Source organism: Streptomyces sp. NPDC087428 (assembly GCF_044744085.1).
Lineage (GTDB): Bacteria > Actinomycetota > Actinomycetes > Streptomycetales > Streptomycetaceae > Streptomyces.
In genome coordinates, this window is the sequence record NZ_JBIUXR010000008.1 from 273441 (window position 1) to 295730 (window position 22290).

Sequence of the window (22290 nt, forward strand, 5' to 3'; positions counted from 1 at the left end):
GGCATGTCAGCGGGCATTCGGCCTCAAGTCCGAGGCGGACCTGACGGGGCGGCCGGGGCGGCGCTACCCTGCGCGGACGATCCTTCAGTGGAGGTGCGCATGCGACGTTCCGTCGCGCGGAATGTGTCGTTCTTAGGTGTTCTCGCCGTAGTGGCGTCGGTCGGGGCGGCAGCGCCGTCCTCGTCCGCGCCACCGGTCCGGCCGCCGGCCAAGTCCCCGGTCGCGGTGGGATACGGGGGAGCGGTCTCCAGCGTCGACGCCGACGCGACCGCCGCCGGTATCGAGGTGCTCCGCAAGGGCGGCAACGCCGCGGACGCGGCGGTGGCGACAGCGGCGGCGCTCGGGGTGACCGAGCCCTACTCGGCGGGGCTGGGCGGGGGTGGCTACTTCGTCCACTACGACGCCAGGACCCGTACCGTGCAGACCATCGACGGCCGGGAGACCGCACCGCACAGCGCGGACTCCTCGCTCTTCATGGAGAACGGGAAGCCGCTCGCCTTCGACGACGCCGTCACCAGCGGACTCGGCGTCGGCACCCCCGGCACCCCCGCCACCTGGAAGAGCGCACTCGACACCTGGGGCAGCAAATCGCTCCGGCAGGTGCTGAAACCGGCCGAACGCCTCGCCAGGGACGGCTTCGTCGTCGACAGCACGTTCCGTTCCCAGACCGAGGGCAATCAGGCCAGGTTCGCCGACTTCCCGGCGACCCGGAAGCTCTTCCTGCCCGGTGGTCAACTGCCGGTGGTCGGATCGGTGTTCAAGAACCCCGATCTGGCCCGCACCTATGACGAGGTCGGCCGCAAGGGCCTCGACGAGATCTACCGGGGCAAGCTGGCCGAGGATGTCGTGCGGACGGTACGCAATCCGCCCGTCGACCCCAAGTCCTCCCGGGTGGTGCGGCCGGGCGACCTGACCACGAAGGACCTGCGCTCCTACCGGGCGCTGCCGCAGGCGCCGACGAGGACCGGCTACCGGGGGCTCGACGTGTACGGCATGGCGCCGTCCTCCTCCGGTGGTACGACGGTGGGCGAGGCCCTCAACATCCTTGAGTCCACGGACCTTTCGAAGGCGAGCGAGGCGCGGTACCTGCATCGCTACATCGAGGCGAGCCGGATCGCGTTCGCCGACCGCGGGCGCTGGGTCGGCGACCCGAAGTTCGAGGACGTGCCGACGAAGGAGCTGCTCAGCCAGCGGTTCGCCGACTCGCGGGAGTGCCTGATCAAGGACGACGCGGTGCTGACCAGCCCGCTCGCGCCGGGCGACCCCCGTCACCCGGCGGACTGCGCCACCGGCGGGAAGGCCGCGCCGACGACGTACGAGGGGGAGAACACCACGCACCTGACGACCGCCGACAAGTGGGGCAACGTCGTCGCGTACACCCTGACGATCGAGCAGACCGGCGGCAGCGGGATCACGGTCCCGGGGCGCGGCTTCCTGCTCAACAACGAGCTGACGGACTTCTCGTTCGCGCCCGCCGACCCGGCCGTCCACGACCCGAACCTGCCGGGTCCGGGCAAGCGGCCGCGCTCGTCGATCTCGCCGACCATCGTGATGAAGCACGGGCAGCCCGTGCTGGCCCTGGGTTCGCCGGGCGGCGCCACGATCATCACGACGGTGCTCCAGTCCCTGATCGGCAAGGTCGACCGGGGGCTCTCCCTGGTGGACGCCATCGCGGCGCCCCGCGCCAGCCAGCGCAACGCCGCGACGACGGAGCTCGAACCGGGGCTGTGGAACAGCCCGGTGCGGGCGCAACTCGAAGCCCTGGGGCATGTCTTCAAGCCGAACCCGGAGATCGGTGCGGCGACGGGTGTGCAGCGGCTGCCGGACGGGCGATGGCTCGCGGCCGCGGAGCCGGAACGGCGCGGTGGCGGTTCGGCCATGGTGGTGAGGCCGGCCGGCCGGTCCTGACGGGCCGTCGACAACGAGACACGGGGGCCGGCCGTCGCGTGGTGAACGCGGTGGCCGGCCCTCCGGGGTATTGACGTGAACATGCCTGGGGGCGCATCTTGGCATCTCGGTAAGGAAACTTTCCTAATAGAAGGGCACCCCCACCATGCGTATGCGAACGCTTGCCCTCGCCGCAGCCACCGGCGCCGCTCTGCTCGCGGCCGGATCGATGACACAGGCCGCCCCCGGCGGCTCCCCCACCGCGGATACAGGTGCGGTGCACCTCGAAACCGTCGCCCACACCGCCCGGCTCTCCGACGGCACCGGCTCCGGCATCAGGGAGGGCTCCGTCAGTGCGGCCGACCTGCTGGCCAAGGTCTCGTCCTGTTCGCAGATCTCGAACGGCAAGTACCGTACGGATGAGGAGACATCGGCCACGGTGCCGGTCTGCGGCAAGAACGGCGCGGTGTTCTGGAAGGCCGACATGGACATCGACTGCGACGGACAGGTGACCACGGCCTGCAACGCGGACACCGACCCCTGGTTCCAGGACGACACCGCGTTCCACACCTCGGGCGACAAGCCGCTGAGTGCGGAGAAGCTGCCGTACGTCGTCGTGCCGAGCAGCAGCGGCATCTGGAACTACAGCAGCGCCGGGATCAAGGGCGGCGGAGTCGTCGCCGTCATCTACGGCGGCAAGGTGGAGTACGCCGTCGTCGGCGACACCGGCCCCGACAAGATCATCGGCGAGGCCTCGTACGCCACGGCGAAGGCCCTCGGCATCGACCCCGACCCGGAGACGGGCGGCGCCGAATCCGGGGTCACGTACATCCTGTTCAAGAACTCCGAGGTGTCACCGATCGAGAGCCACGGCGCCGCCGTGACCGCCGGGGACGCCCTCGCGAAGAAGTTCCTGCAGAACAACTAGGCCGCGTCCGCGGTGGCTGTCACAGCGCGGTCAGGATCCTGGGGCCGTCGTCCGTGATCGCCACCGTGTGCTCGGCGTGGGCGGCCCTGCTGCCGTCGGTCGTGCGCAGCGTCCAGCCGTCCCGGTCGGTGTCGAACGTGTCCAGGCCGCCACCGAGCAGCATCGGTTCGATCGCCAGCACCATTCCGTGCCGCAACGGCATCCCGCGACCCGGTCGTCCCTCGTTGGGGACGCCCGGGTCCTCGTGCATGGACCGGCCCACGCCGTGGCCGCCGAACCCCTCCAGGATGCCGTAGCCGGCCGTACGGCAGACCCGGCCGATCGCGTGCGCGATGTCACCGATCCGGTTGCCGACGACGGCCGCCGCGATGCCCGCCTCCAGCGCCGCGAACGCCGTCTCGACCAGCAGGGTGTCCGCGGGCCGGGCGCGGCCGACGGTGAAGCTGATCGCCGAGTCCCCGACCCAGCCGCCGAGCTTCGCGCCCGCGTCGATGCTCACCAGATCGCCGTCGCGCAGCCGCAGGTCCGTCGGGATTCCGTGCACGACCGCGTCGTTGACCGACGTGCAGATCACGCCGGGGAACGGGACCGGGGCGAAGTCCGGCCGGTAGTTGAGGAACGGTGACCCGGCGCCCGCCTCGCGCAGGACGCCGCGGGCCACCTCGTCGAGTTCCCGCAGTGAGACGCCGACCGCCGCCGCGTCCCGGGTGGCCGCCAGTATCTGCGCGACGACCCGGCCGGCCTCGCGCATGGCTTCGATGGATGAGTCTGTCTTGAGTTGCACCATGCCAATTACTATACCGGTTCAAGCGGTATTAGAATGACGGCATGGTACGAACGCCCCTGACCCCAGAAGAGCACCTGCGAGGCGAGCGGCTCGGCCGCCTGCTCCGCGAGGCGCGCGGCCGCCGCAGCATGGTCGACATCGCCCGCAGCGCCGGAATCTCGGCCGAGACGCTGCGCAAGATCGAGACCGGCCGTGCCCCCACCCCCGCCTTCTTCACCGTCGCGGCACTGGCCGGCGCGCTCGGCCTCTCGATGGACGAGCTGCTCACGCGCTGCGCCCCGGAGCCGGACGTCGTGCCGCTGGCCGGGTAGCCGGAGCGGAAGGGGTGAGGTGGGAGCGGGCCGCTCCCGTGCGAGCGGGCCGTGCCGCGGGCCGCGCCCTTGCGGTGCGTAGGGTGGCGCCATGAGCCTCCAGGAGTTCGCCCGAAGCGAGTACGTCAGCCTCACCACGTACCGGAAGAACGGCACGCCCGTGGCCACACCGGTCTGGGCGGCCGTCGACGGGGACGAGCTGCTCATCTGGACCAAGACCGATTCGTGGAAGGTCAAGCGGCTGCGCAACGACAGCCGCGTCCTCGTCACCGTCTGTGATGCCCGCGGCCGGATCGCGCAGGGCGCCGCGAGCGCCGAGGGGACCGGCCGGCTCCTCGACGCCGAGGGCACCAGCGCCGTGCGCCGGGCCATCAGCCGCAAGTACACCTGGAAGTACTGGCTGCTGGACTATCCGGCGATGATCGTCCGGCTCGGCAAGCGGCCGCACACCGGGATCGCCGTCACCTTCTGAGCCCCGGACGCCCGTCCCGCCGGGGGCGCGCGCCGCCGAGCTCGTGCGCCGCTCGCACCAAGGCCGAAAAGAGCGCGTAGCCGTCCCGTAACACACCTGCGGTCGAATGCCTGCGGACTGGAAGGTTCCAGCCGACGGCGGCCGAGGGCGACGGTGACGGTGCATCAACATGCGGTGTCCATAAGCGAGTTCGCACGCTACCTGCGCTACCTGACGCAGCTGCTCGATCCCGCGCGGGGCTGGTACGGGGTCTTCCACAGACGCGATCCGGAAGGGATGCGGGCCTGTCTGGAGGGCGCGGAGATCCCGCCCTGGGACGTGATGGAGTCGCTCCTCTCGGATCTCGCGACGGCGCGCGGCACCGTGTTCGCCGAGCTGGAGTCGGTACGCGCGGCCGAGCTCTACGCCGCCTCGGCCGCGGCCCACGACCGCCGCCCCGGCGGACGGCAGCAGCTCGTGGAGCGCCTGCAACTGATGCTGCGGGAGCGGGCGCACGCCGCCCAGCGGCTGCGTGCGGCCCATGCGGGAGACGAGGCGGGCGCGCTGGACGCCGAGTCGGCCGCCTGGGCCCGCGACGACCACGAACGCGCCTCGGCCCGCTGCACGGAGCTGCGCCGGAGGCTCGCGGCGGTGGCGGCGCCCGGGGGGTGGTTCCGCGACGAGACGGAGCCGGTGGCCGGGGCTCCCGGCCGCGACGCGCGGGCGGGGTGGGACGCCGCCCACGAAGCCGTACCGGGGCCGGCTGAGCCCGCCGAGCCCGCCCCTGTCCCGCCCGGCCTCTCCATGCCCGACCCGGACCCCGCTCCCGCCCCGCCCGTGCGCAGAAGGCCGCGGGGCGCCCGGTTCGCCGGGCTGGACGTGGACGACGAGAGCCCGGTGTCCGTGGCGCCCCTCCTGCCCGTGCCGCCGGTGACGGCCGCCGCGCCGCGCGGCGCCCGGTTCGGCGGCGCACCGGGCGGGGACGAGGGCCACGCCGCGCGGGCCGCCGCTCCGGACCCCGCGGCGCTGAAGTCGGCCCGGGACACCGTCGCGGCCCTGCTCCGGCTGCGGACGGAGGGCCGCAGCGGGGAGGCGCACGGGGTGCTCTGCGAGGCGGCCGGGCTGCCCGCGGACCGGTTGCCGGTGCTGGCGGCGGAATTCCAGCGGGCGGGGCTCGACGCGGACTGGGGCACGCTGCTGTGGGAGCTCTCCTCGCTGTCCCCGGCCGCCCTCGCGGCAGCGGCCGCCGCGCTGGCCGGGGCGGGGCGGCCGGAGGACAGCGGCCGGCTGCTGCGCCAAGGGGTGGCGCGGCCCGCCGCGGAGATCGCCGATGCCGTGGTCGCGCTCGACCGGGCCGGCCGGGGCCCCCAGGCACAGGCGCTGCTCGGCGCCTTCGTCCGGGTCCGGAGCCCGCAGGACGCGGCCAGGATCGCGGAGGGCGATCCGCGCCATCTCGTACCGCAACTGCTGGCGGCGGCCCGCGGGGTGTCCGAGGCGCGGGAGCGGGACGTGGTGCACGCGCTGCGGGTGGCGGGGATCGGGTAGCACCGGGACCCGCCCACCGTCCCCGCTTCCCGGGCTGGACCGCACGGGTGCGAAACATGATCGACTCCGCTGGTTCACGGCGATGGTCTTGCCCCGCTGTGTGGCGGGGCTTACGTTCTCCTCTACGCACGTGTCTACGGGCGTAGAAAATGCCAAGAGGCTCTCTGACGCCGCGTCGAAGGAGCAGCTCATGTCCCACGTCGTACGCGCCGCACTCGTCCAGGCGACCTGGACCGGCGACACCGAATCCATGATCGCCAAGCATGAGGAGCACGCCCGCGAGGCCGCCCGGCAGGGGGCGGGGATCATCGGCTTCCAGGAGGTGTTCAACGCCCCCTACTTCTGCCAGGTACAGGACCCCGAGCACTACCGCTGGGCCGAGGCCGTGCCGGAGGGCCCGACCGTGCAGCGGATGCGGGAACTGGCCCGGGAGACCGGCATGGTGATCGTCGTCCCGGTCTTCGAGGTCGAGCAGTCCGGCTTCTACTACAACACCGCCGCCGTGATCGACGCCGACGGCTCGTATCTCGGCAAGTACCGAAAGCACCACATCCCGCAGGTCAAGGGATTCTGGGAGAAGTACTACTTCAAGCCCGGAAACGCCGGCTGGCCGGTCTTCGACACGGCGGTGGGCAAGATCGGCGTCTATATCTGCTACGACCGGCACTTCCCCGAAGGGTGGCGTCAACTCGGTCTCAACGGAGCCCAGTTGGTGTACAACCCGTCGGCGACCTCGCGTGGCCTCTCCGGCTACCTCTGGCAGCTGGAACAGCCGGCGTCCGCCGTCGCCAACGAGTACTTCATCGCCGCGATCAACCGGGTCGGCCAGGAGGAGTACGGCGACAACGACTTCTACGGCACCAGCTACTTCGTCGACCCGCGCGGTCAGTTCGTCGGGGACGTGGCCAGTGACAAGGCCGAGGAACTCCTCGTCCGCGACCTTGACTTCGGGCTCATCGACGAGGTCCGCCAGCAGTGGGCGTTCTACCGGGACCGCCGGCCCGACGCGTACGAGGGACTGGTGGAGCCGTGAGCAGCCTGCACCACCGCCATCTCGCCGTCAGCCCCGACTGGATGGCGCTCTACTACCGGCACCCGCTGGAGATCACCCACGGTGAGGGCCGCCACGTCTGGGACGCGGACGGCAACCGCTACCTCGACTTCTTCGGCGGCATCCTCACCACCATGACCGCCCACGCGCTGCCCGAGGTCACCAAGGCCGTCACCGAGCAGGCCGGACGGATCATCCACTCCTCCACGCTCTACCTGAACCGGCCGATGGTCGAGCTCGCCGAGCGCGTCGTCACCCTCTCCGGCATCCCGGACGCCCGGGTCTTCTTCACCACCTCGGGTACCGAGGCGAACGACACGGCGCTCCTGCTGGCAACCGCGTACCGCGGGTCGAACCAGATCCTCGCGATGCGCAACAGCTACCACGGCCGGTCCTTCTCCGCGGTCTCCGTCACCGGCAACCACGCGTGGTCGCCCACCGGCCTGTCACCGCTCCAGACGCTGTACGTGCACGGGGGCGTCCGCACCCGCGGACCGTACGCGCACCTGGGCGACGGGGAGTTCATCGCTGCCTGCGTGGCGGACCTGGAGGATCTGCTCGGCCACACCCGGGACGCCGCCGCGCTGATCGCCGAACCCATCCAGGGCGTCGGCGGGTTCACCTCACCGCCCGACGGGCTGTACGCGGCGTTCCGCGAAGTCCTGGACCGGCACGGCATCCTGTGGATCTCCGACGAGGTGCAGACCGGCTGGGGGCGTACCGGCGAGCACTTCTGGGGCTGGCAGGCGCACGGGGGCAGCGGCCCGCCGGACATCGTCACCTTCGCCAAGGGGATCGGCAACGGCATGTCGGTCGGGGGCGTCATCGCCCGTGCCGACGTCATGAACTGCCTGGACGCCAACTCCATCTCGACGTTCGGCGGTTCGCCGGTCACCATGGCCGCCGGCCTCGCCAACCTCTCGTACCTCCTCGAACACGATCTCCAGGGCAGTGCCCGCCGGGTCGGCGGACTGCTCATCGAGCGGCTGCGGGCGATCACCGCCGGCTCGGAGTGCGTCCGGGAGGTGCGCGGCCGGGGCCTGATGATCGGGATCGAGCTGGTGAAGCCGGGTACGGACGAGGCGAACCCCGAAGCGGCCTCGGCCGTCCTGGAGGCGGCCCGTGAGGGCGGGCTCCTCCTCGGCAAGGGCGGCGGCCACAACACCAGCGTCCTGCGGATCGCCCCGCCTCTCTCGCTCTCCATCCCGGAGGCGGAGGAGGGTGCGGCGATCCTCGCCGACGCGCTGCAAGCGGCGGGGTGAGCCCGCGGCGGTGCGGCGCTCCCGGTAACGGCGAGGGGGCGCCGCCGGTGCGGCGCTCCCGCCGCGGCCGGACGGGGCCGACTCCGCCCGTCGGGCTACCGTCCGACGCGGTCGAACTTCACGGAGCCCCCGTTCTTCTCGTCGTCGGTGCCCCAGACGGCGCGTCGGCCGGGCAGGAAGGCGATGGCGTCGATCTTCCGGTCGTCCCGCTCGGTGAAGAGGGCCAGCGGGACCAGTTCGTGCTTCGGCTTCAGGCGCAGCACCGCGTCATGGGCCACGTTGACGGTGAGCCGGCCGGCGTCGTAGACGGCGGAGGTGAACGGCCCGTCGTCCACGCCGGGGTCCGAGGCCGACGAGGCCATGACGGTGCCGTCGTCGAGGACCTTCAGGTCGCTGATGTGCCGTACCTCCTCCTGCTCGGGGAACGGCACGGCGAACTCCTGCCGCGCGCTGACGGTGCCGAAGTACGGGCCGTACGCGCCGATGCGCACAGAGGAGGCGCGCACGACGGCCGGCCGTTCGCCGCCGCCCCGCGTCGCCCACACCGCGAAGGTCCTGCCCGAGCGGTCCCGGTGCAGCGCGAAGCCCTCGTAGGCGTCGCCGTCGCGCCGGCCCGGCAGCGCCACGGGGTCGCCCTCGACCGTCGCCCGGCCGTGCTCCACCACGATGTGGAAGGCGTCGCCGCTGCCCGTCACGGCGATGTAGTGCCCGGGGGCGCCGGGCACCGCGTCGAGCGCCTCCAGACCGGCGGGGAGCGCGCCGAACCACGGGAGTTCCCTGACCACCGGGCCCTGGCCGGGCCGCAGACGTACCGTCGCCACCCTGGACTCGCGGGCCCCGGTGTTGCCCCGTACGACGACGGCATCGGCCAGGCCGTCGCCCACGGGCGCACCTTCGGCCGTCGCCATGCCGCTCACCCCGCCCAGGCTGCCGGAGCCGACCCGCTGCCAGCCGTCGGACGGGCCGGCCGCCCCGGTGACCGGGGGAGAGACCGCCGGGGGAGAGGTGGCGAACGACGCGCACAGGACGACCGAGGCGATGACTGCGTTTCTGATCATGGGGCGAAGCTAGGCGGCCGCACCCCGGGTCCGGGGAGGACCGCCGTTCGCCGTCCGGAGGGTTCCCCCGCACGGACTCGCGGCACTCGCCCGTCCGGGGCGGGGCGCGTCGGCCGGTGCGCCCGCCGGCCGCCCGGCCCACCGGCGTATACGACCCGGCCCGAGGCCGCACCCGCACGGTCGCGCCGTGCCGGGCAGTGGGCCGCGTGCTGGGCCGGTGGAGTGCCGGACAGGTGAAACGGAAACGTCTTCAGCGGTTAGCCGCAGCGGTATTGCCACAGTGGGTAACCCACTTCTACGTTCTTCACCACGCACTGGTCTACGTGCGTAGACCCAGTCCGCCACAGTGAGGAGGGGTACATGAGCCGCACCGTCATCCACGGCGGCCTCGTCATCACCGCATCCGACGAGATCCATGCCGACGTACTCGTCGAGGGCGGCCGCATCGCCGCACTCGCCGCGCACGGCACCGACGCCGCAGCGAGCTGGACCGCAGACCGGACCATCGACGCCACCGGCAAATACGTCATCCCGGGCGGCGTCGACGCGCACACCCACATGGAGATGCCGTTCGGCGGCACCTTCGCCGCGGACACCTTCGAGACCGGGACCCGGGCGGCGGCCTGGGGCGGCACCACCACGATCGTCGACTTCGCGATCCAGTCCGTGGGGCGCTCGCTGCGCGAGGGGCTCGACGCCTGGTACGCGAAGGCGGACGGCAACTGCGCCATCGACTACGCGTTCCACATGATCCTCGCCGACGTGAACGCCTCCTCGCTCAAGGAGATGGACCTGCTGGTGGCGGAGGGGGTCACCTCCTTCAAGCTGTTCATGGCCTACCCCGGCGTCTTCTACAGCGACGACGGCCAGATCCTGCGGGCCATGCAACGGGCCGAGTCCAACGGCGGCCTGATCATGATGCACGCGGAGAACGGCATCGCCATCGACGTCCTCGTCGAGCAGGCGCTCGCCGAGGGCCGCACCGATCCGCGTTATCACGGAGACGTCCGGAAGGTGGCGCTGGAGGCCGAGGCCACCCACCGCGCCATCCAGCTCGCCCGCGTCGCCGGCGCCCCGCTGTACGTGGTGCACGTCTCCGCCGACGAGGCCGTCGCCGAGATCGCGGCGGCCCGCCACAAGGGGCTTCCCGTCTTCGGGGAGACCTGCCCGCAGTACCTCTTCCTCTCCACCGACAACCTCGCCGAGCCGGACTTCGAGGGCGCCAAGTACGTCTGCTCCACACCGCTGCGGCCCAGGGAGCACCAGGATTCGCTGTGGCGGGGCCTGCGGAACAACGAGCTCCAGGTCGTCTCCACCGACCACTGCCCCTTCTGCTTCTCCGGGCAGAAGGAGATGGGCCGCGGCGACTTCTCGAAGATCCCCAACGGAATGCCGGGCGTGGAGAACCGGATGGACCTGCTGCACCAGGCGGTCGTCGACGGCCACCTCTCCCGCCGCCGGTGGATCGAGATCGCCTGCGCCTCGCCGGCCCGGATGTTCGGCCTCTACCCGAAGAAGGGCACCATCGCCCCGGGCGCCGACGCCGACATCGTCATCTACGACCCGGCCGCAGAGCAGACCATCTCCGCCGAGACCCACCACATGAACGTCGACTACTCGGCGTACGAGGGAAAGCGGCTCACCGGACAGGTGGAGACCGTGCTCTCGCGCGGTGAGGTCGTCATCGACCGCCGTACGTTCACCGGCCGTGCCGGCCACGGCATGTACACCCCGCGCGCCACCTGTCAGTACCTGGACTAGGAGCATCTGGCATGGACTTCGGACTCGTCCTGCAGACCGACCCGCCCGCCTCCGCCGTCGTCGGCCTGATGCGCCGCGCCGAGCGCAACGGCTTCCGCTACGGCTGGACCTTCGACTCGGCGGTGCTCTGGCAGGAACCCTTCGTCATCTACAGCCGCATCCTCGAACACACCGAACGCCTCGTGGTCGGGCCCATGGTCACCAACCCCTCCACCCGCACCTGGGAGGTCACCGCCTCCACGTTCGCCACCCTCAACGACATGTACGGCAACCGGACGGTCTGCGGCATCGGACGCGGCGACTCCGCGATGCGGGTGGCCGGCCGCCGCCCCAACACCCTGGCCAGGCTCGGCGAGGCGATGGACGTCATCCGCGACCTCGCCGAGGGACGCGAGGCGGTCATCGACGGACAGCCGGTCCAGATCCCCTGGATCAAGGACGGCAAGCTGCCCGTCTGGATGGGCGCCTACGGTCCCAAGGCCCTGGCACTCGCCGGGCAGAAGGCCGACGGCTTCATCCTCCAGCTCGCCGACCCCTTCCTCACCGAATGGATGATCAAAGCGGTACGGGACGCGGCGGCCGAGGCGGGCCGCGACCCGGACTCCGTCACCATCTGCGTCGCCGCCCCCGCCTACGTAGGCGACGACCTCGACCACGCCCGCGAGCAGTGCCGCTGGTTCGGCGGCATGGTCGGCAACCACGTGGCCGACCTGGTCACCCGCTACGGCGAGCACTCCGGTCTCGTCCCCGAGGCGCTGACCGCGTACATCGCCGGACGCTCGGGCTACGACTACAGCCACCACGGCCGGGCCGGAAACCCCGACACGACCTTCGTACCGGACGAGATCGTCGACCGGTTCTGCCTGCTGGGACCGCCGGCGGCGCACATCGAGAAGCTCCGGGCCCTGCGCGACCTGGGCGTCGACCAGTTCGCCGTCTACAACATGCACGACGCCCGCGAGGCCACCATCGACGCCTACGGCGCCGAGATCATCCCCGCCCTCTCCGACTGACCGCTCTCGCGGTCGTACCCACCCCGCGCCCCGCCCCGCACGGCACCGATTCCGAGCGAAGGGTCCAGCCGTCATGACATCGACCGTCCCACCGCCACCACCGCAGGACCGGATATCCGAGGCCCCCGGCCGTATCGAACTCGCCCCGGGCACCGTCCCCACCGACAACCGGTTCGTCAACGACGACCTGCTGCCCGTCCCGTTGGAGCGGCGCGACTGGACGACGTACAACTTCGCCGCGCTCTGGGTCGGCATGGCCCACAACATCCCGTCCTGGCTGCTGGCCTCCGGCCTCGTCGCCCTCGGCATGGACTGGAAACAGGCCGTCTTCACCATCGCGCTCGCCAACCTGATCGTCCTCGGCCCGATGCTGCTCACCGGGCACGCCGGACCCAAGTACGGCATCCCGTTCCCGGTGCTGGCCCGTGCCTCGTTCGGGCTGCGCGGCGCCAATCTGCCGGCGCTGATCAGGGCCGCGGTGGCGTGTGCCTGGTTCGGCATCCAGACGTGGATCGGCGGCGTCGGCATTTTCACCCTGCTCGGGAAGATCTTCGGCGGCTGGGCGAAGGCGTCCGAGATCGGCGGGCAGCCGTGGACGCTCTGGCTCTGCTTCGCGGTGTTCTGGGCCGTCGAACTCGCCATCATCTACCGGGGGATGGACGCCCTGCGCCGGTTCGAGAACTGGGCGGCGCCGTTCGTCATCGTGGGCGCGGTGGTGCTGCTGGTCTGGGTCGCCGTCAAGGCGGGCGGCTTCGGACCCCTGCTCGACCAGCCCTCGAAGCTCGGCTGGGGCAAGGACTTCTGGCCGGTCTTCTTCCCTTCCCTGATGGGCATGATCGCCTTCTGGGCGACGCTCTCGCTGAACATCCCCGACTTCACCCGCTTCGGCGCGGGCCAACGCGCCCAGATCCGGGGCCAGTCGTTCGGTCTGCCCACCACGATGACGCTCTTCGCCCTGCTCTCGGTGCTGGTGACCTCCGGCTCGCAGGCCGTGTACGGCGAGGCGATCTGGGACCCGGTCCAGCTGGTCGCCCGCACCGACAACGTCTTCGGGCTGCTCTACGCCCTGGTGACGGTGCTCATCGCGACCATCTCCGTGAACATCGCGGCGAACGTGGTGTCACCCGCGTACGACCTGGCGAACCTCGCGCCGAAGTTCATCAACTTCCGTACCGGCGCGCTCGTCACCGGCGTCGTCGGTGTGCTGATCATGCCGTGGAAGCTCACCGAGACGCCCGAGCTGTACATCTTCACCTGGCTCGGTCTCGTCGGCGGGCTGCTGGGTACGGTCGCCGGCATCCTGATCGCCGACTACTGGATCGTCCGGCGCACCGTGCTCGACCTCGCCGACCTCTACCGGCCCGGCGGCCGCTACTGGTACACCAACGGCTGGAACTGGCGGGCCGTCACCGCCTTCGCTGTCGGCGGCGTCCTGGCGATCGGCGGCTCCCACTCGGAGCCCGGAAAGGGACCGTTCCCGGCCGGTGGGCTGATCCCGTTCCTGAAACCCCTCGCCGACTACGGCTGGGCGGTGGGGCTGGCCTCGTCGCTGGTGCTGTACGTGGTGCTCACCGGCCGGCCCGGCGTCACGCCGTCCCCGTCGAACGGCCCAGCAGGGCGTTGATGTCGAACGACTCGTCCGGCGGCGGCGTGGACGTGGGCACCGGCTTGTCGAATCCGGAGAAGTTCACGGTCGCGTCCGCCCCGTCGCCCTGAAGGGTGAGCCGCAGGGGGTACGGCTTCCCGGTGGCCGCCACGTACAGGACCAGCGTCATGTTGTGCCGCATCCTGGTCAGCGGTATCACGGACGCCGTGCCGAGAGTGGTCGGCGCGGCCTTGTTGAGCGTGCCGGCGTCGTTGTCCGCGTTGTCGCTGACCAACTGCTGGAAGGTGTCGAGGTCGCAGTCCTTCGTCAGCGTGAGCAGCCGGGGGTCGGTGGCGGAGGCCCTCATCCAGCGGCCGTTCAGGATCGCGGCGAAGGCCGAGCCGCCGTCGGGGACCTGGTTCTTCCAGAAGTCCGCGTCCGGTTTGACCCAGACGTCGTTGCCGCGCTTGACGAGCCGCACCGAGCCCTGGCTGTTGCCGAGGTCCACCGAGCCGTCGCAGTTGCCGCTCCGGTCCAGGGTGAGGTCCAGGGACATCGGCGTACTGTCCCGGCCGAGGTCCCCGCGGGTGCTGAGGTGCAGGGAGTGCGCGTCGAGCAGGGCGTCGCGGGCGCGGTCGGCGATCTGCTGCGCGGTGAGATCGCCGATGTCGTCCGCCCGCGCCACGCCGCCGACAAGGCCGCTGCCGGTGATGGTGAGCACGATCGCCGCGGTCCATGCGGCTGAACGTGTGCCGAGGTGTGGACCGGTCACGTCGCCTCCTCGAAGGGTCATGGCGGGGCTGTTCAGGTCTGCGGTCCGATCTTCCGAGCGTACGCCGGGGCAGGGGCGGCCGCCCGGCGGACGGACGGCCACCGGACGGGTGCACAGCGTGACGCCCGATGGCGTTTTCGGTTAGTGGGTGGGGGGACGGGTGCCAGGGCACCCGGTTCGTCACGACCGAGAGGGAATCATGAGGAACACCATGCGGAGCCTGTCCGCGGCCGTGCTGCGGGGCGCCGCTGTCGCCGGCCTGACCACGGCGTTCGCGGTCATCGCCGGCCCGGCGACGGCGGCCTCGGCCGCCGCCCCGACGGCGACGCCACCGGGTCTGTCCTGTGACGCGGGCAAGCACGCGGTCGACGACTACACCGGTTACGCACTGTGCCGGAACAACGGAGGCGCGACGCAGACCTTCTGGGTACACCTGGTCTGCGGCTGGTCCCCGGACGTCGACGGCGAGCACGTCACGCTCAACCCGGGCCAGTCCGGCCAGTCGACCGCGCACTGCGCGGGCCTCGGCACCGGAATCGGCGAGATCACGGTCCAGCCGTAAGGCCGGAAGGCTCCCTGGGCTCGTGGAGCCGTGGGGCCGCGTGAGGTACGCGAGTGCTTCCGCGGCCCCGCCTGTTCCCGGAGCGGCACCCGACACTCCCCGCCGCACGGTTGAGCGGACCGCCCCGACTCGTTACCCTCCAGTAAGTTCGTTCGGGCGGACAGGTGCGCGCACCTGACGGTACGAGGGAGGCGGGCAGCAGATGTCCTCAACGGAATCCATCGGAACGGACGTGGCGGCTCCGGCCGGACTGGCCGACAGCGCACGGGCCCTGGCGGACGGCCGTACCACCGCCACCCAGCTGGTCTCCGCCGCCCTCGCCCGGATCGAGGCGAGTCAGGGCACCCTCAACGCCTTCCGGCACCTGCGGGCCGAGGCCGCACTCGCGGAGGCGGCCGAGGCCGACCGCCGACTGGCCGCGGGGGAGCGGCTGCCGTTGCTGGGTGTGCCCGTCGCGGTCAAGGACGACACCGATGTCGCCGGGATGCCCACCTACTTCGGCTGCGCGGGGGAGCGGCCCGCCGCCACCGCCGACAGCGAGGCCGTACGCAGACTGCGTGCCGCCGGAGCCGTCATCGTCGGGAAGACCAACTCCTGCGAACTGGGCCAGTGGCCGTTCACCGAAGGTCCGGCCTTCGGTGCCACCCGCAACCCATGGAACACCGACCACACCCCCGGCGGGTCGTCCGGCGGTTCGGCGGCCGCCGTCGCCGCCGGGCTGGTGCCCGCCGCGCTCGGCTCCGACGGCGCCGGGTCCGTCCGCATCCCGGCGGCCTGGACGCACCTCGTCGGCATCAAACCGCAGCGCGGCCGGATCTCCGTCCACCCCCACAGCGACGCCTTCCAGGGCCTCACCGTCAACGGGCCGCTGGCCAGGACCGTCGGCGACGCCGCCCTGCTCCTGGACGCCGTCGCGGGCGCGCACCCCGACGACCCGCACCGCCCGCCGCCCGTCGAGGCCCGAACCGCCGCACTCCGCGACCCGGGACGGCTGCGCATCGCCGTCGCCTGGCGGCCCCCGCTCACCCTCACGCGGACCGCGCCCCACCCGGAGGTACGACGCGCCGTCGCCGCGCTCGCGGAGGCCCTGGCCGCACTCGGCCACCACGTAGAGGAGGCCCGGCCCCGCTACGGGCTGATCGGCCTGGGCTTCGTGCCCCGCGCCACCGCGGGCATCGCCGAACTCGCCGCGCTGCACCCGCAGCCCGCGCTCCTGGACGCGCGCACCCGCAGCGCCCTGCGCACCGGCACCCGGCTCGGCGGCCGGGTGGTGCGGGCGGCCAGGGAGCGCGAGGTGCGCCAGCACCGCCGGATCGGCGCGCTGTTCCACCCCTCCCGCGGCCGGGCCGGCTCGGGGTTCGACGTGCTGCTCACCCCGACCACCGCCCTCCCGCCACCCCGGATCGGCAGCTTCGACGGGCTGAGCGCCTGGCGCACCGATGTGGCGATCGCCGAGGCCTGCCCGTACGCCTGGCCCTGGAACGTACTGGGCTGGCCAGGGATCAACGTCCCCGCCGGGTTCACCTCCGACGGCCTGCCCGTGGGCGCCCAGCTGCTCGGCCCGTCCCGCAGTGAGGAACGGCTGATCTCGCTGGCCGCCCAGCTGGAGGCCGACCGCCGCTGGTACGAACACCGGCCGCCCGCCGCGCCGTAGGCGTCACTCCGGGCGGCGGGCGCCGACCACCCAGAGCCCCGCACGGGTCCTCGTGCGGCAGCAGAGTGCGGGCCGTTGCCGCCCGCGTCGCGTCGAACAGCGGTCCGTCGAAGGCCGCCGGCATCGCGTCGCAGCGGTCCGGCTGGGTGTGCGGCTCGGCGCTCACCGACCGGTCCGTTCCCTGCTTCGGCGGCGTTCACGCGTGCTCCTTGCGCTGCGTGGTCACCAATGTCGCCCGGCACGCCGACCGGGCCCGCACCACCGTCCAACTCGCCTACGGGGAACGGGCCCTGACCGTGTCCATCGACGACCACGGCCCCTGCGTGCCGGGCGACGCAGTCACGGCGGGCACCGGCCTCACCGGTATGCGCGAACGCGTCACGGCGCTCGGCGGCACCCTGGACGCCGCACCGAGGCGGATTCGAGACCCCGACCCGCAGGGAACGCGAGGTCAGCGCCCTCGCCGCCCGAGGCCTGACGAATGAGGAGATAGCCGCGCACATGGTGATCAGCCCGTTCACGGCCAAGACGCACATCAGCCGCGCCATGATCAAGCTGGGCGCCCGCGACCGCGCCCAACTCGTCGTGTTCGCATACGAGTCAGGGCTCGTCTCCCCTCGCGAACCGAGACGCTGAGCGGGGCCGGCGGGCCGTTTCCGAGGAGCGGCCGGGGCCCGGCTACGGCACCCGGGCGGTCCACTCCTCGGTGGCGAACTTCGTCCGCACCAGCTCCTCCGCCCGTGCCATCTCCTCCGCTGTGACGTCGCCGGTGGTCAGCCCGTAGCGGTTGCGGAAGGAGGCGATCATGTTCTCGATCACCTGTTCCCGGGCGAGGCCGGTCTGGCGGCGGAGCGGGTCGACGCGCTTCTTGGCGCTCTTGGTGCCCTTGTCGGAGAGCTTCTCCTTGCCGATCCGCAGCACCTCCAGCATCTTGTCCGCGTCGATGTCGTACGACATCGTCACGTGATGCAGGACGGCTCCAGGGCCACCGTCAGCACCGACGATCCGCTTCTGAGCCGCGCCGGCGATCTTTCCGGCCTCGGTCGCGATGTCGTTGATCGGCTGGTACCAGGCCTTGATGCCCATGTCGCCGAGGGCGCCCAGCACCCAGTCGTCGAGGTAGGCGTAGCTGTCGGCGAAGGAGAGCCCGGAGACCAGCGATTCCGGTACGGACAGGGAGTACGTGATGGTGCTCGTGGGCTCGACGAACATGGCCCCACCGCCAGAAATGCGGCGCACCACGGTCATTCCGTGCTTCGCCGCGCCCTCGGGGTCCACCTCGTTGCGCAGTGACTGGAAGCTGCCGATGACCACAGCAGGCGAGGCCCATTCCCAGACCCGCAGCGTGGGAGGCCGCCGCCCGGCGGCCACCTCGGTGGTGAGGACCTCGTCCAGTGCCATGTGCAGGGCCGGGGCCTGTGCCTCCGTGTGCACCAACTGCCAGTCGTAGTCGTTCCACTCGCTTGCGTGGGCCAGCGCTCGCCGTACAGCGATGCCGACGCCCTCCGCGGTCAGCCCGAGCATGACGGTCGACTCCGGCAGCCCCGCCGTGATCCGGGCTGCCAGGCCTGCGGCGTCCGTCGAGGACGGGGCACCTTCCAGGGCCCTGTCCATCGCGAGGATCGCCTCGTCGGGTTCCAGGAAGAAGTCCCCGGCGACGCGCACGTTGCGCAGTACGCCTTCGTCGGCGTCCAGGTCCACGACGACAAGCTTGCCGCCGGGCACCTTGTATTCTCCATGCACGGCTTCGTTCCTTTCCGGTGCGCGGCACGGGACAGCCGCGCACATACCTCGCATCGCACTTTAGTGCCTGCTCGTGACGAGCGGCTGCGGAGCCTCGCGGATGGTCCGTCGGACAGTTTCGGACAGCTCCGGTAGAGGCCCCTTGCTTGCGGGGCGAAGGGCCCTGCCGTCGTCGGCAGGGCCCTTCGCGTCCGATCATTCGTCTGCTATGCCGCCGCGTCTCCCAGGATGCGCAGCGAGTACGTGTCGTACGCCCGGTGCAGAACCATCACCACGGGCCCCGAGGCGAATACTCCGCTGACGACGTACTCCTTCTTGTTCTTGGTCTCGGCAACCTTCTTCTTGTACAAGGAGTCGGTTTCCTTCTTGGCCTGTTCGAGCCATGAAGACGCCTTGCCGTGGTCGATTCCCGCCACGTCCAGCTTGGTGCAGGCCGCGAGGAGGCCGAGAGCGTCGGACTGATTCATGCTGATTCTGCACACAAGAGACGACATGTCCTCGTGGTCGGCGAATCCGGCCGAAACCATCATTCCGCTTCCGCCGCGCCCGTGGATGTACGTTCTCTTCTTCCCGTCGGGCATTTCCTGATCGACGGGCTTGTCCAGCTTCAGCTTCCAGTCCTTCGCGAGCCGGGCGAGAAAGTCCTTCCCGGTGTACCCGGCGGACATGGTGTTCCCCGGACTGAGGCTGGGCCGTTCGTCGTCTGCTACCGCGTGCCTCGGCAGCTCGGTTGCAGGCGGCGCGGTCGGCGTTCCGGACGGCTCGGACTCAGCCTTGGGCGCTGCGGCCCTCGGATGCTCGGAGGCCGTCGTTTCGGGGGCGCTCCGGCTGCAGGAGGCGGCTCCCGCCGCGCCGATGACGACAGCCATCAGCACGACGGGAACGCGGAGGGCGGTGCGCATCACAGGCCACCGTCGTTGAGACTGCACACGTCAAGATCTCCCCGTTGCCGTTGCCGTTGCCGTTGCCGTTGCCGTTGCCGTAACCGTAGCTGTGCGTGACGTACGCGTGGTGGTCGTACCCGCTCCACGACGGCACGAATACGTGTGACCACCTTCTCGTGTACAGCTGAGCCCTCTGACCGAGAAACGTATGTTCTCCCGGCGGCGGTGCGGGCGCGCTCGGGTGGGCGACGGGGCGCTGAACGGTACCCGATCGACTGGGCGATGTTGGGCTGGTTCCAGTGAGGTGACGCCGCGTCAAAGCGGCGGCGGCCCGCGCGAAACGTTAGTGAAACGTTAGGAGAACGTAAGCGCCGGCTGGAATGGTAATAATCCCCCGGTGGGGGAAGACGGCCTCTTTCGATTATGGCACGGGCGCGATTTCGATCGCGTCCGTAATCCAGGAAATGGAGTAGTCATGAAGAAGATCAAGGCGCTTGTGAGGAAGTTCAAGAAGGACGAGGACCTCGCCAACCACGCGTGGGTTCTGCACGTCATCTAGTTCACCTTTCGTTGGCGGGGGGAAGCGGCCATGTCGTTTCCCCCCGCCAACGCTTGGGTGTGTCTCTGGTTTTCGCGGTCCGCGGCGGCCGAGGCCGTATCGGGTTCTGCCGCAGGCCGGCCGCAGCGCAACGCACGGTCCCGCCCGTTCAATGTCTGGAATTCTCCACACGCGGCGGAGGGCCCATTCGATTTCCATTTTCAATGGAGGTGCGATTCTCGTGGAAGAAGCGGCACCGGCGGAAGTTCGCAGCCATTCCATCGTCTACGCCCCGCGGATTCAGGACCTGCTGTCCAGGGACGAGAAGGTGTTCCGGATCGACGCGACCACGGTCGGCGTTTCCGACTGTGACCTGATGGCCGAAGTCGTCGCGGCGCGCCCTGTTCTGTCAACGGAGCGCTCGGTCTACAAGCCCGCAGCGGGAGCCGAGATCCCCCACGACAGCGCGACACGGACGATCCGCGCTCTGGGGCAGGACGTCATGGAGGGCATCCGCAGGCCGCCGCCTCCGGCAAGCGGGCTGGCCGGTGCCTGGCCCTACGCGGCCACCTCCTACCTGCGCCAGTGGCTCTTCGCGTCCGACCCCCTGCCGGTCTCCCTGCTGTCGAAACGTCGCGTCACGCGCTCCCACACGCTCTCTCGGATCGTCGACCGCGCCATCACCGTCTGGCCGGAGACCGAAGGCGGGCACGAGCGAACCGCGTTGGCCGAGCAGATCCGCAGCGCTTCCGGCACCCAAGAGCGCAGACAGGCCATCGCCATGTACCGGCGAGCGACAGCCACCCTCTGTGACGGCGTGGCCGCACTGGCCGGAAACGCGCTGTGGCTCCTGGGGCCTGCGCGGGAACAAGAGGAAGCCCGCGGCGACCTCACCGCCGTTCTGTGGGAGACGCTGCGGCTGCTCCCGCCCGCGTGGATGCTGTACCGAACCGGCGGAGAGGCATACGCCGGACTGCACCCCGAGATCCGCCCCGAGGACAACGTCGCGCTCTTTCCCCTTCTGATGCACCGTCATCCGGATTACTGGTCCGATCCGTTGGATTTCCGGCCCGAGCGATGGGCCGGGGTGGCGGATCCCGAGAAGGCGCCCGCGTTCATGCCGTTCGGGTTCGACGGTGCCCGCTGCTGGGCCAAGCACCTGGTCGTCCCCCTCGCCGAACGCCTGCTGACCGTCGCTCTCGACAACCGGCTCGTCATTCGCGGCCTGCGGCAGGAGACCCACGTCCCCCTGCGCTCCCTGCTCTCCGTGCGGATCGACGTGGAAGCCGGGGCATGACCCGGCACCACTCCCCGGCGCCGCCCACCGATGCCGGCGAAGGCCGTGCGGCCACCGCGCAGGACCCGCTCCCGCCGGGAGCCCGCTCCAGCCCTCGTTCCGGGCGGACGCCGCAGGCCCGCGCGTACCGAACTCCCTGACACCACAGGAAACGCTATGGAATCGCCCACGCTGGCCGACTGGGTCGGCGACGTCACGAGTTTCACCAGCCACCAGTGGCAGCGCGAGCCCGCGGTCTTCACGCCGGAGACACTCGCCTCGCCGTTCGACCTCGACGAGTTGGACGCCGCCTTCGACTCAGGGCTGCTGCGCACCCCCTACCTGGAGATGGTCCGCTCCAACAAGGTCACCGTCCCGGCCGATGCGTACACCACGTCCCGCGTGGTCAACGGCACCACGCACCACGGCTTTGCCGACCGCGCGAAGGTCGTCGCACTCCTGCGCGCCGGGGCGACGCTGCTCCTGCGACATGTCGACCAGTGGCACCGCCCCACGGGCGATCTGGTGACGCGGTTGTCCGGGGAGCTCGACCGGCGCGTGGAGGCGTTCTTCTTCGTCACGCCCGCAGACGGTCAGGGCCTCGCGATACACCGTGACGACGCCGACGTGTTCGCCCTCCAGGTGGCCGGACGCAAGACCTGGTACGTCCACGGCGCGCCGACGGCGGCGGACTGGTCGTTGGGCGAGCTGCCGGACGACGAGCACTCGCCCCAACTCCTGCACAGGGTCCTCGATCCCGGCAACGTGCTCTATGTCCCGCGCGGCTTCGCCCACCGCGCGGTGGGCGAAGCCGGCCTCTCCGCCCACCTGTCGCTGACGATCCGCGACCTCACCCTCCAGGACCTGCGGACGGCCCTGGAACGGTGCTTGACCGAAGGGCTGGACGTCCCTGAGCGCCCGTTGGGGGAAGCCGCGATCGCAGACGCCTGCGCCACCCTGCTCAGCCATGTTGCGGCGAAGCTCGCCACGGTCGAACCAGCGGATCTGCGACTCGCGGCACGGGCGGCACAGTCACGGCAACTGGTCGAGGCGGCAGGGGCGGAGACATTCGCCGGGACGGCCAGGGACTGGGAGGCCGGCGCACTCGGCGCCAAGCGCGCCGCGCTGACGTCCGTCGTACGCACGTGGCGCAGACTGCGCGGCGCGGCACGCACCGCGGACTGACGCGAAGCCACGACGTCCGGGCCGTTGCCGGCCCGTC

20 protein-coding genes and 1 pseudogene are annotated in these 22290 nt (G+C 71.1%); 16 read left to right on the forward strand and 5 right to left on the reverse strand.

The genetic code is table 11. The features are described 5' to 3' along the window. The first annotated feature begins 99 nt into the window (after positions 1-99). Both ggt and ACIO3R_RS19150 read left to right on the forward strand, forming a co-directional pair. Positions 100-1908 carry a gamma-glutamyltransferase gene (gene ggt / locus ACIO3R_RS19145; protein WP_385030838.1) on the forward strand — a complete coding sequence of 603 codons (1809 nt, stop codon included), beginning with the start codon at positions 100-102 and terminating at the stop codon, positions 1906-1908. A 145-nt stretch (positions 1909-2053) separates the two neighbouring features. After that, positions 2054-2815 carry a glycoside hydrolase family 75 protein gene (locus tag ACIO3R_RS19150; RefSeq protein WP_385030841.1) on the forward strand — a complete coding sequence of 254 codons (762 nt, stop codon included), beginning with the start codon at positions 2054-2056 and terminating at the stop codon, positions 2813-2815. A 19-nt stretch (positions 2816-2834) separates the two neighbouring features. On the opposite strand, the gene map is transcribed toward ACIO3R_RS19150, so the two are convergent. Then, the gene (map, locus tag ACIO3R_RS19155; protein WP_385030844.1) at positions 2835-3602 is read right to left on the reverse strand and encodes a type I methionyl aminopeptidase; all 768 of its coding nucleotides are present in this window, start codon (positions 3600-3602) and stop codon (positions 2835-2837) included. Between the two features lie 41 nt (positions 3603-3643). Between map and ACIO3R_RS19160 the strand changes: the two genes are divergently transcribed. The 5 genes from ACIO3R_RS19160 to ACIO3R_RS19180 all read left to right on the forward strand — a co-directional run bounded on the left by ACIO3R_RS19160 (position 3644) and on the right by ACIO3R_RS19180 (position 8222). After that, positions 3644-3913, forward strand: a complete 270-nt coding sequence (locus ACIO3R_RS19160) for a helix-turn-helix domain-containing protein (RefSeq protein ID WP_385030847.1) — start codon at positions 3644-3646, stop codon at positions 3911-3913. A gap of 91 nt (positions 3914-4004) precedes the next feature. Continuing rightward, positions 4005-4385 carry a PPOX class F420-dependent oxidoreductase gene (locus ACIO3R_RS19165; protein WP_402106952.1) on the forward strand — a complete coding sequence of 127 codons (381 nt, stop codon included), beginning with the start codon at positions 4005-4007 and terminating at the stop codon, positions 4383-4385. 174 nt (positions 4386-4559) lie between these two features. Next, entirely contained in the window at positions 4560-5909 is a 1350-nt protein-coding gene (locus tag ACIO3R_RS19170; RefSeq protein WP_402106955.1) for a hypothetical protein, read from the forward strand. A 190-nt stretch (positions 5910-6099) separates the two neighbouring features. Beyond that, the gene (locus ACIO3R_RS19175; RefSeq protein WP_385030861.1) at positions 6100-6942 is read left to right on the forward strand and encodes a nitrilase-related carbon-nitrogen hydrolase; all 843 of its coding nucleotides are present in this window, start codon (positions 6100-6102) and stop codon (positions 6940-6942) included. Beyond that, positions 6939-8222 (forward strand): aspartate aminotransferase family protein, encoded by a 1284-nt coding sequence (locus ACIO3R_RS19180; protein ID WP_385030864.1) that lies wholly within the window; start codon positions 6939-6941, stop codon positions 8220-8222. Before ACIO3R_RS19175 ends, ACIO3R_RS19180 begins: the two co-directional genes overlap by 4 nt. Positions 8223-8317: 95 nt before the next feature. Here the strand turns inward: ACIO3R_RS19180 and ACIO3R_RS19185 are convergent, their stop codons facing one another. Then, the gene (locus tag ACIO3R_RS19185; RefSeq protein WP_402106957.1) at positions 8318-9280 is read right to left on the reverse strand and encodes a hypothetical protein; all 963 of its coding nucleotides are present in this window, start codon (positions 9278-9280) and stop codon (positions 8318-8320) included. 360 nt (positions 9281-9640) lie between these two features. On the opposite strand from ACIO3R_RS19185, the gene hydA reads away from it, so the two are divergent. The 3 genes from hydA to ACIO3R_RS19200 all read left to right on the forward strand — a co-directional run bounded on the left by hydA (position 9641) and on the right by ACIO3R_RS19200 (position 13678). Then, positions 9641-11041: a dihydropyrimidinase gene (gene hydA / locus ACIO3R_RS19190; protein WP_402106959.1), complete on the forward strand. Its 1401-nt coding sequence runs from the start codon at positions 9641-9643 to the stop codon at positions 11039-11041. A gap of 11 nt (positions 11042-11052) precedes the next feature. After that, positions 11053-12054: a TIGR03842 family LLM class F420-dependent oxidoreductase gene (locus ACIO3R_RS19195; protein ID WP_402106962.1), complete on the forward strand. Its 1002-nt coding sequence runs from the start codon at positions 11053-11055 to the stop codon at positions 12052-12054. Positions 12055-12127: 73 nt separating this feature from the next. Next, positions 12128-13678, forward strand: a complete 1551-nt coding sequence (locus ACIO3R_RS19200; protein WP_402106964.1) for an NCS1 family nucleobase:cation symporter-1 — start codon at positions 12128-12130, stop codon at positions 13676-13678. Here ACIO3R_RS19200 and ACIO3R_RS19205 read toward each other — a convergent pair. Continuing rightward, a complete protein-coding gene (locus ACIO3R_RS19205) occupies positions 13641-14411 on the reverse strand; it encodes a hypothetical protein (protein WP_402106967.1) in 771 nt (256 codons plus the stop codon). The genes ACIO3R_RS19200 and ACIO3R_RS19205 overlap by 38 nt on opposite strands. A 199-nt stretch (positions 14412-14610) precedes the next feature. On the opposite strand from ACIO3R_RS19205, the gene ACIO3R_RS19210 reads away from it, so the two are divergent. The 4 genes and pseudogenes from ACIO3R_RS19210 to ACIO3R_RS19225 all read left to right on the forward strand — a co-directional run. Then, complete coding sequence (locus ACIO3R_RS19210; RefSeq protein WP_402106969.1) at positions 14611-14973, forward strand: hypothetical protein; 363 nt, start codon at positions 14611-14613, stop codon at positions 14971-14973. A gap of 202 nt (positions 14974-15175) precedes the next feature. Further along, on the forward strand, positions 15176-16627 hold the full coding sequence (locus ACIO3R_RS19215) for an amidase (protein ID WP_402106971.1): 1452 nt from the start codon (positions 15176-15178) through the stop codon (positions 16625-16627). A 65-nt stretch (positions 16628-16692) separates the two neighbouring features. Beyond that, the gene (locus ACIO3R_RS19220; RefSeq protein WP_402106974.1) at positions 16693-17112 is read left to right on the forward strand and encodes a hypothetical protein; all 420 of its coding nucleotides are present in this window, start codon (positions 16693-16695) and stop codon (positions 17110-17112) included. Beyond that, a pseudogene (locus ACIO3R_RS19225) lies at positions 17051-17263 on the forward strand (response regulator transcription factor); the annotation flags it as partial. The gene ACIO3R_RS19220 and the pseudogene ACIO3R_RS19225, both read left to right, overlap by 62 nt. Before the next feature lie 42 nt (positions 17264-17305). Here the strand turns inward: ACIO3R_RS19225 and ACIO3R_RS19230 are convergent. Next, a complete protein-coding gene (locus tag ACIO3R_RS19230; protein ID WP_385352133.1) occupies positions 17306-18370 on the reverse strand; it encodes a biotin/lipoate A/B protein ligase family protein in 1065 nt (354 codons plus the stop codon). Between the two features lie 206 nt (positions 18371-18576). Further along, a complete protein-coding gene (locus ACIO3R_RS19235) occupies positions 18577-19272 on the reverse strand; it encodes a hypothetical protein (protein WP_402106976.1) in 696 nt (231 codons plus the stop codon). A 692-nt stretch (positions 19273-19964) separates the two neighbouring features. Here ACIO3R_RS19235 and ACIO3R_RS19240 point away from each other — a divergent pair. Then, entirely contained in the window at positions 19965-21089 is a 1125-nt protein-coding gene (locus ACIO3R_RS19240; protein WP_402106979.1) for a cytochrome P450, read from the forward strand. Positions 21090-21245: 156 nt separating this feature from the next. Further along, complete coding sequence (locus ACIO3R_RS19245; protein ID WP_402106982.1) at positions 21246-22253, forward strand: JmjC domain-containing protein; 1008 nt, start codon at positions 21246-21248, stop codon at positions 22251-22253. Positions 22254-22290 lie beyond the last annotated feature (37 nt).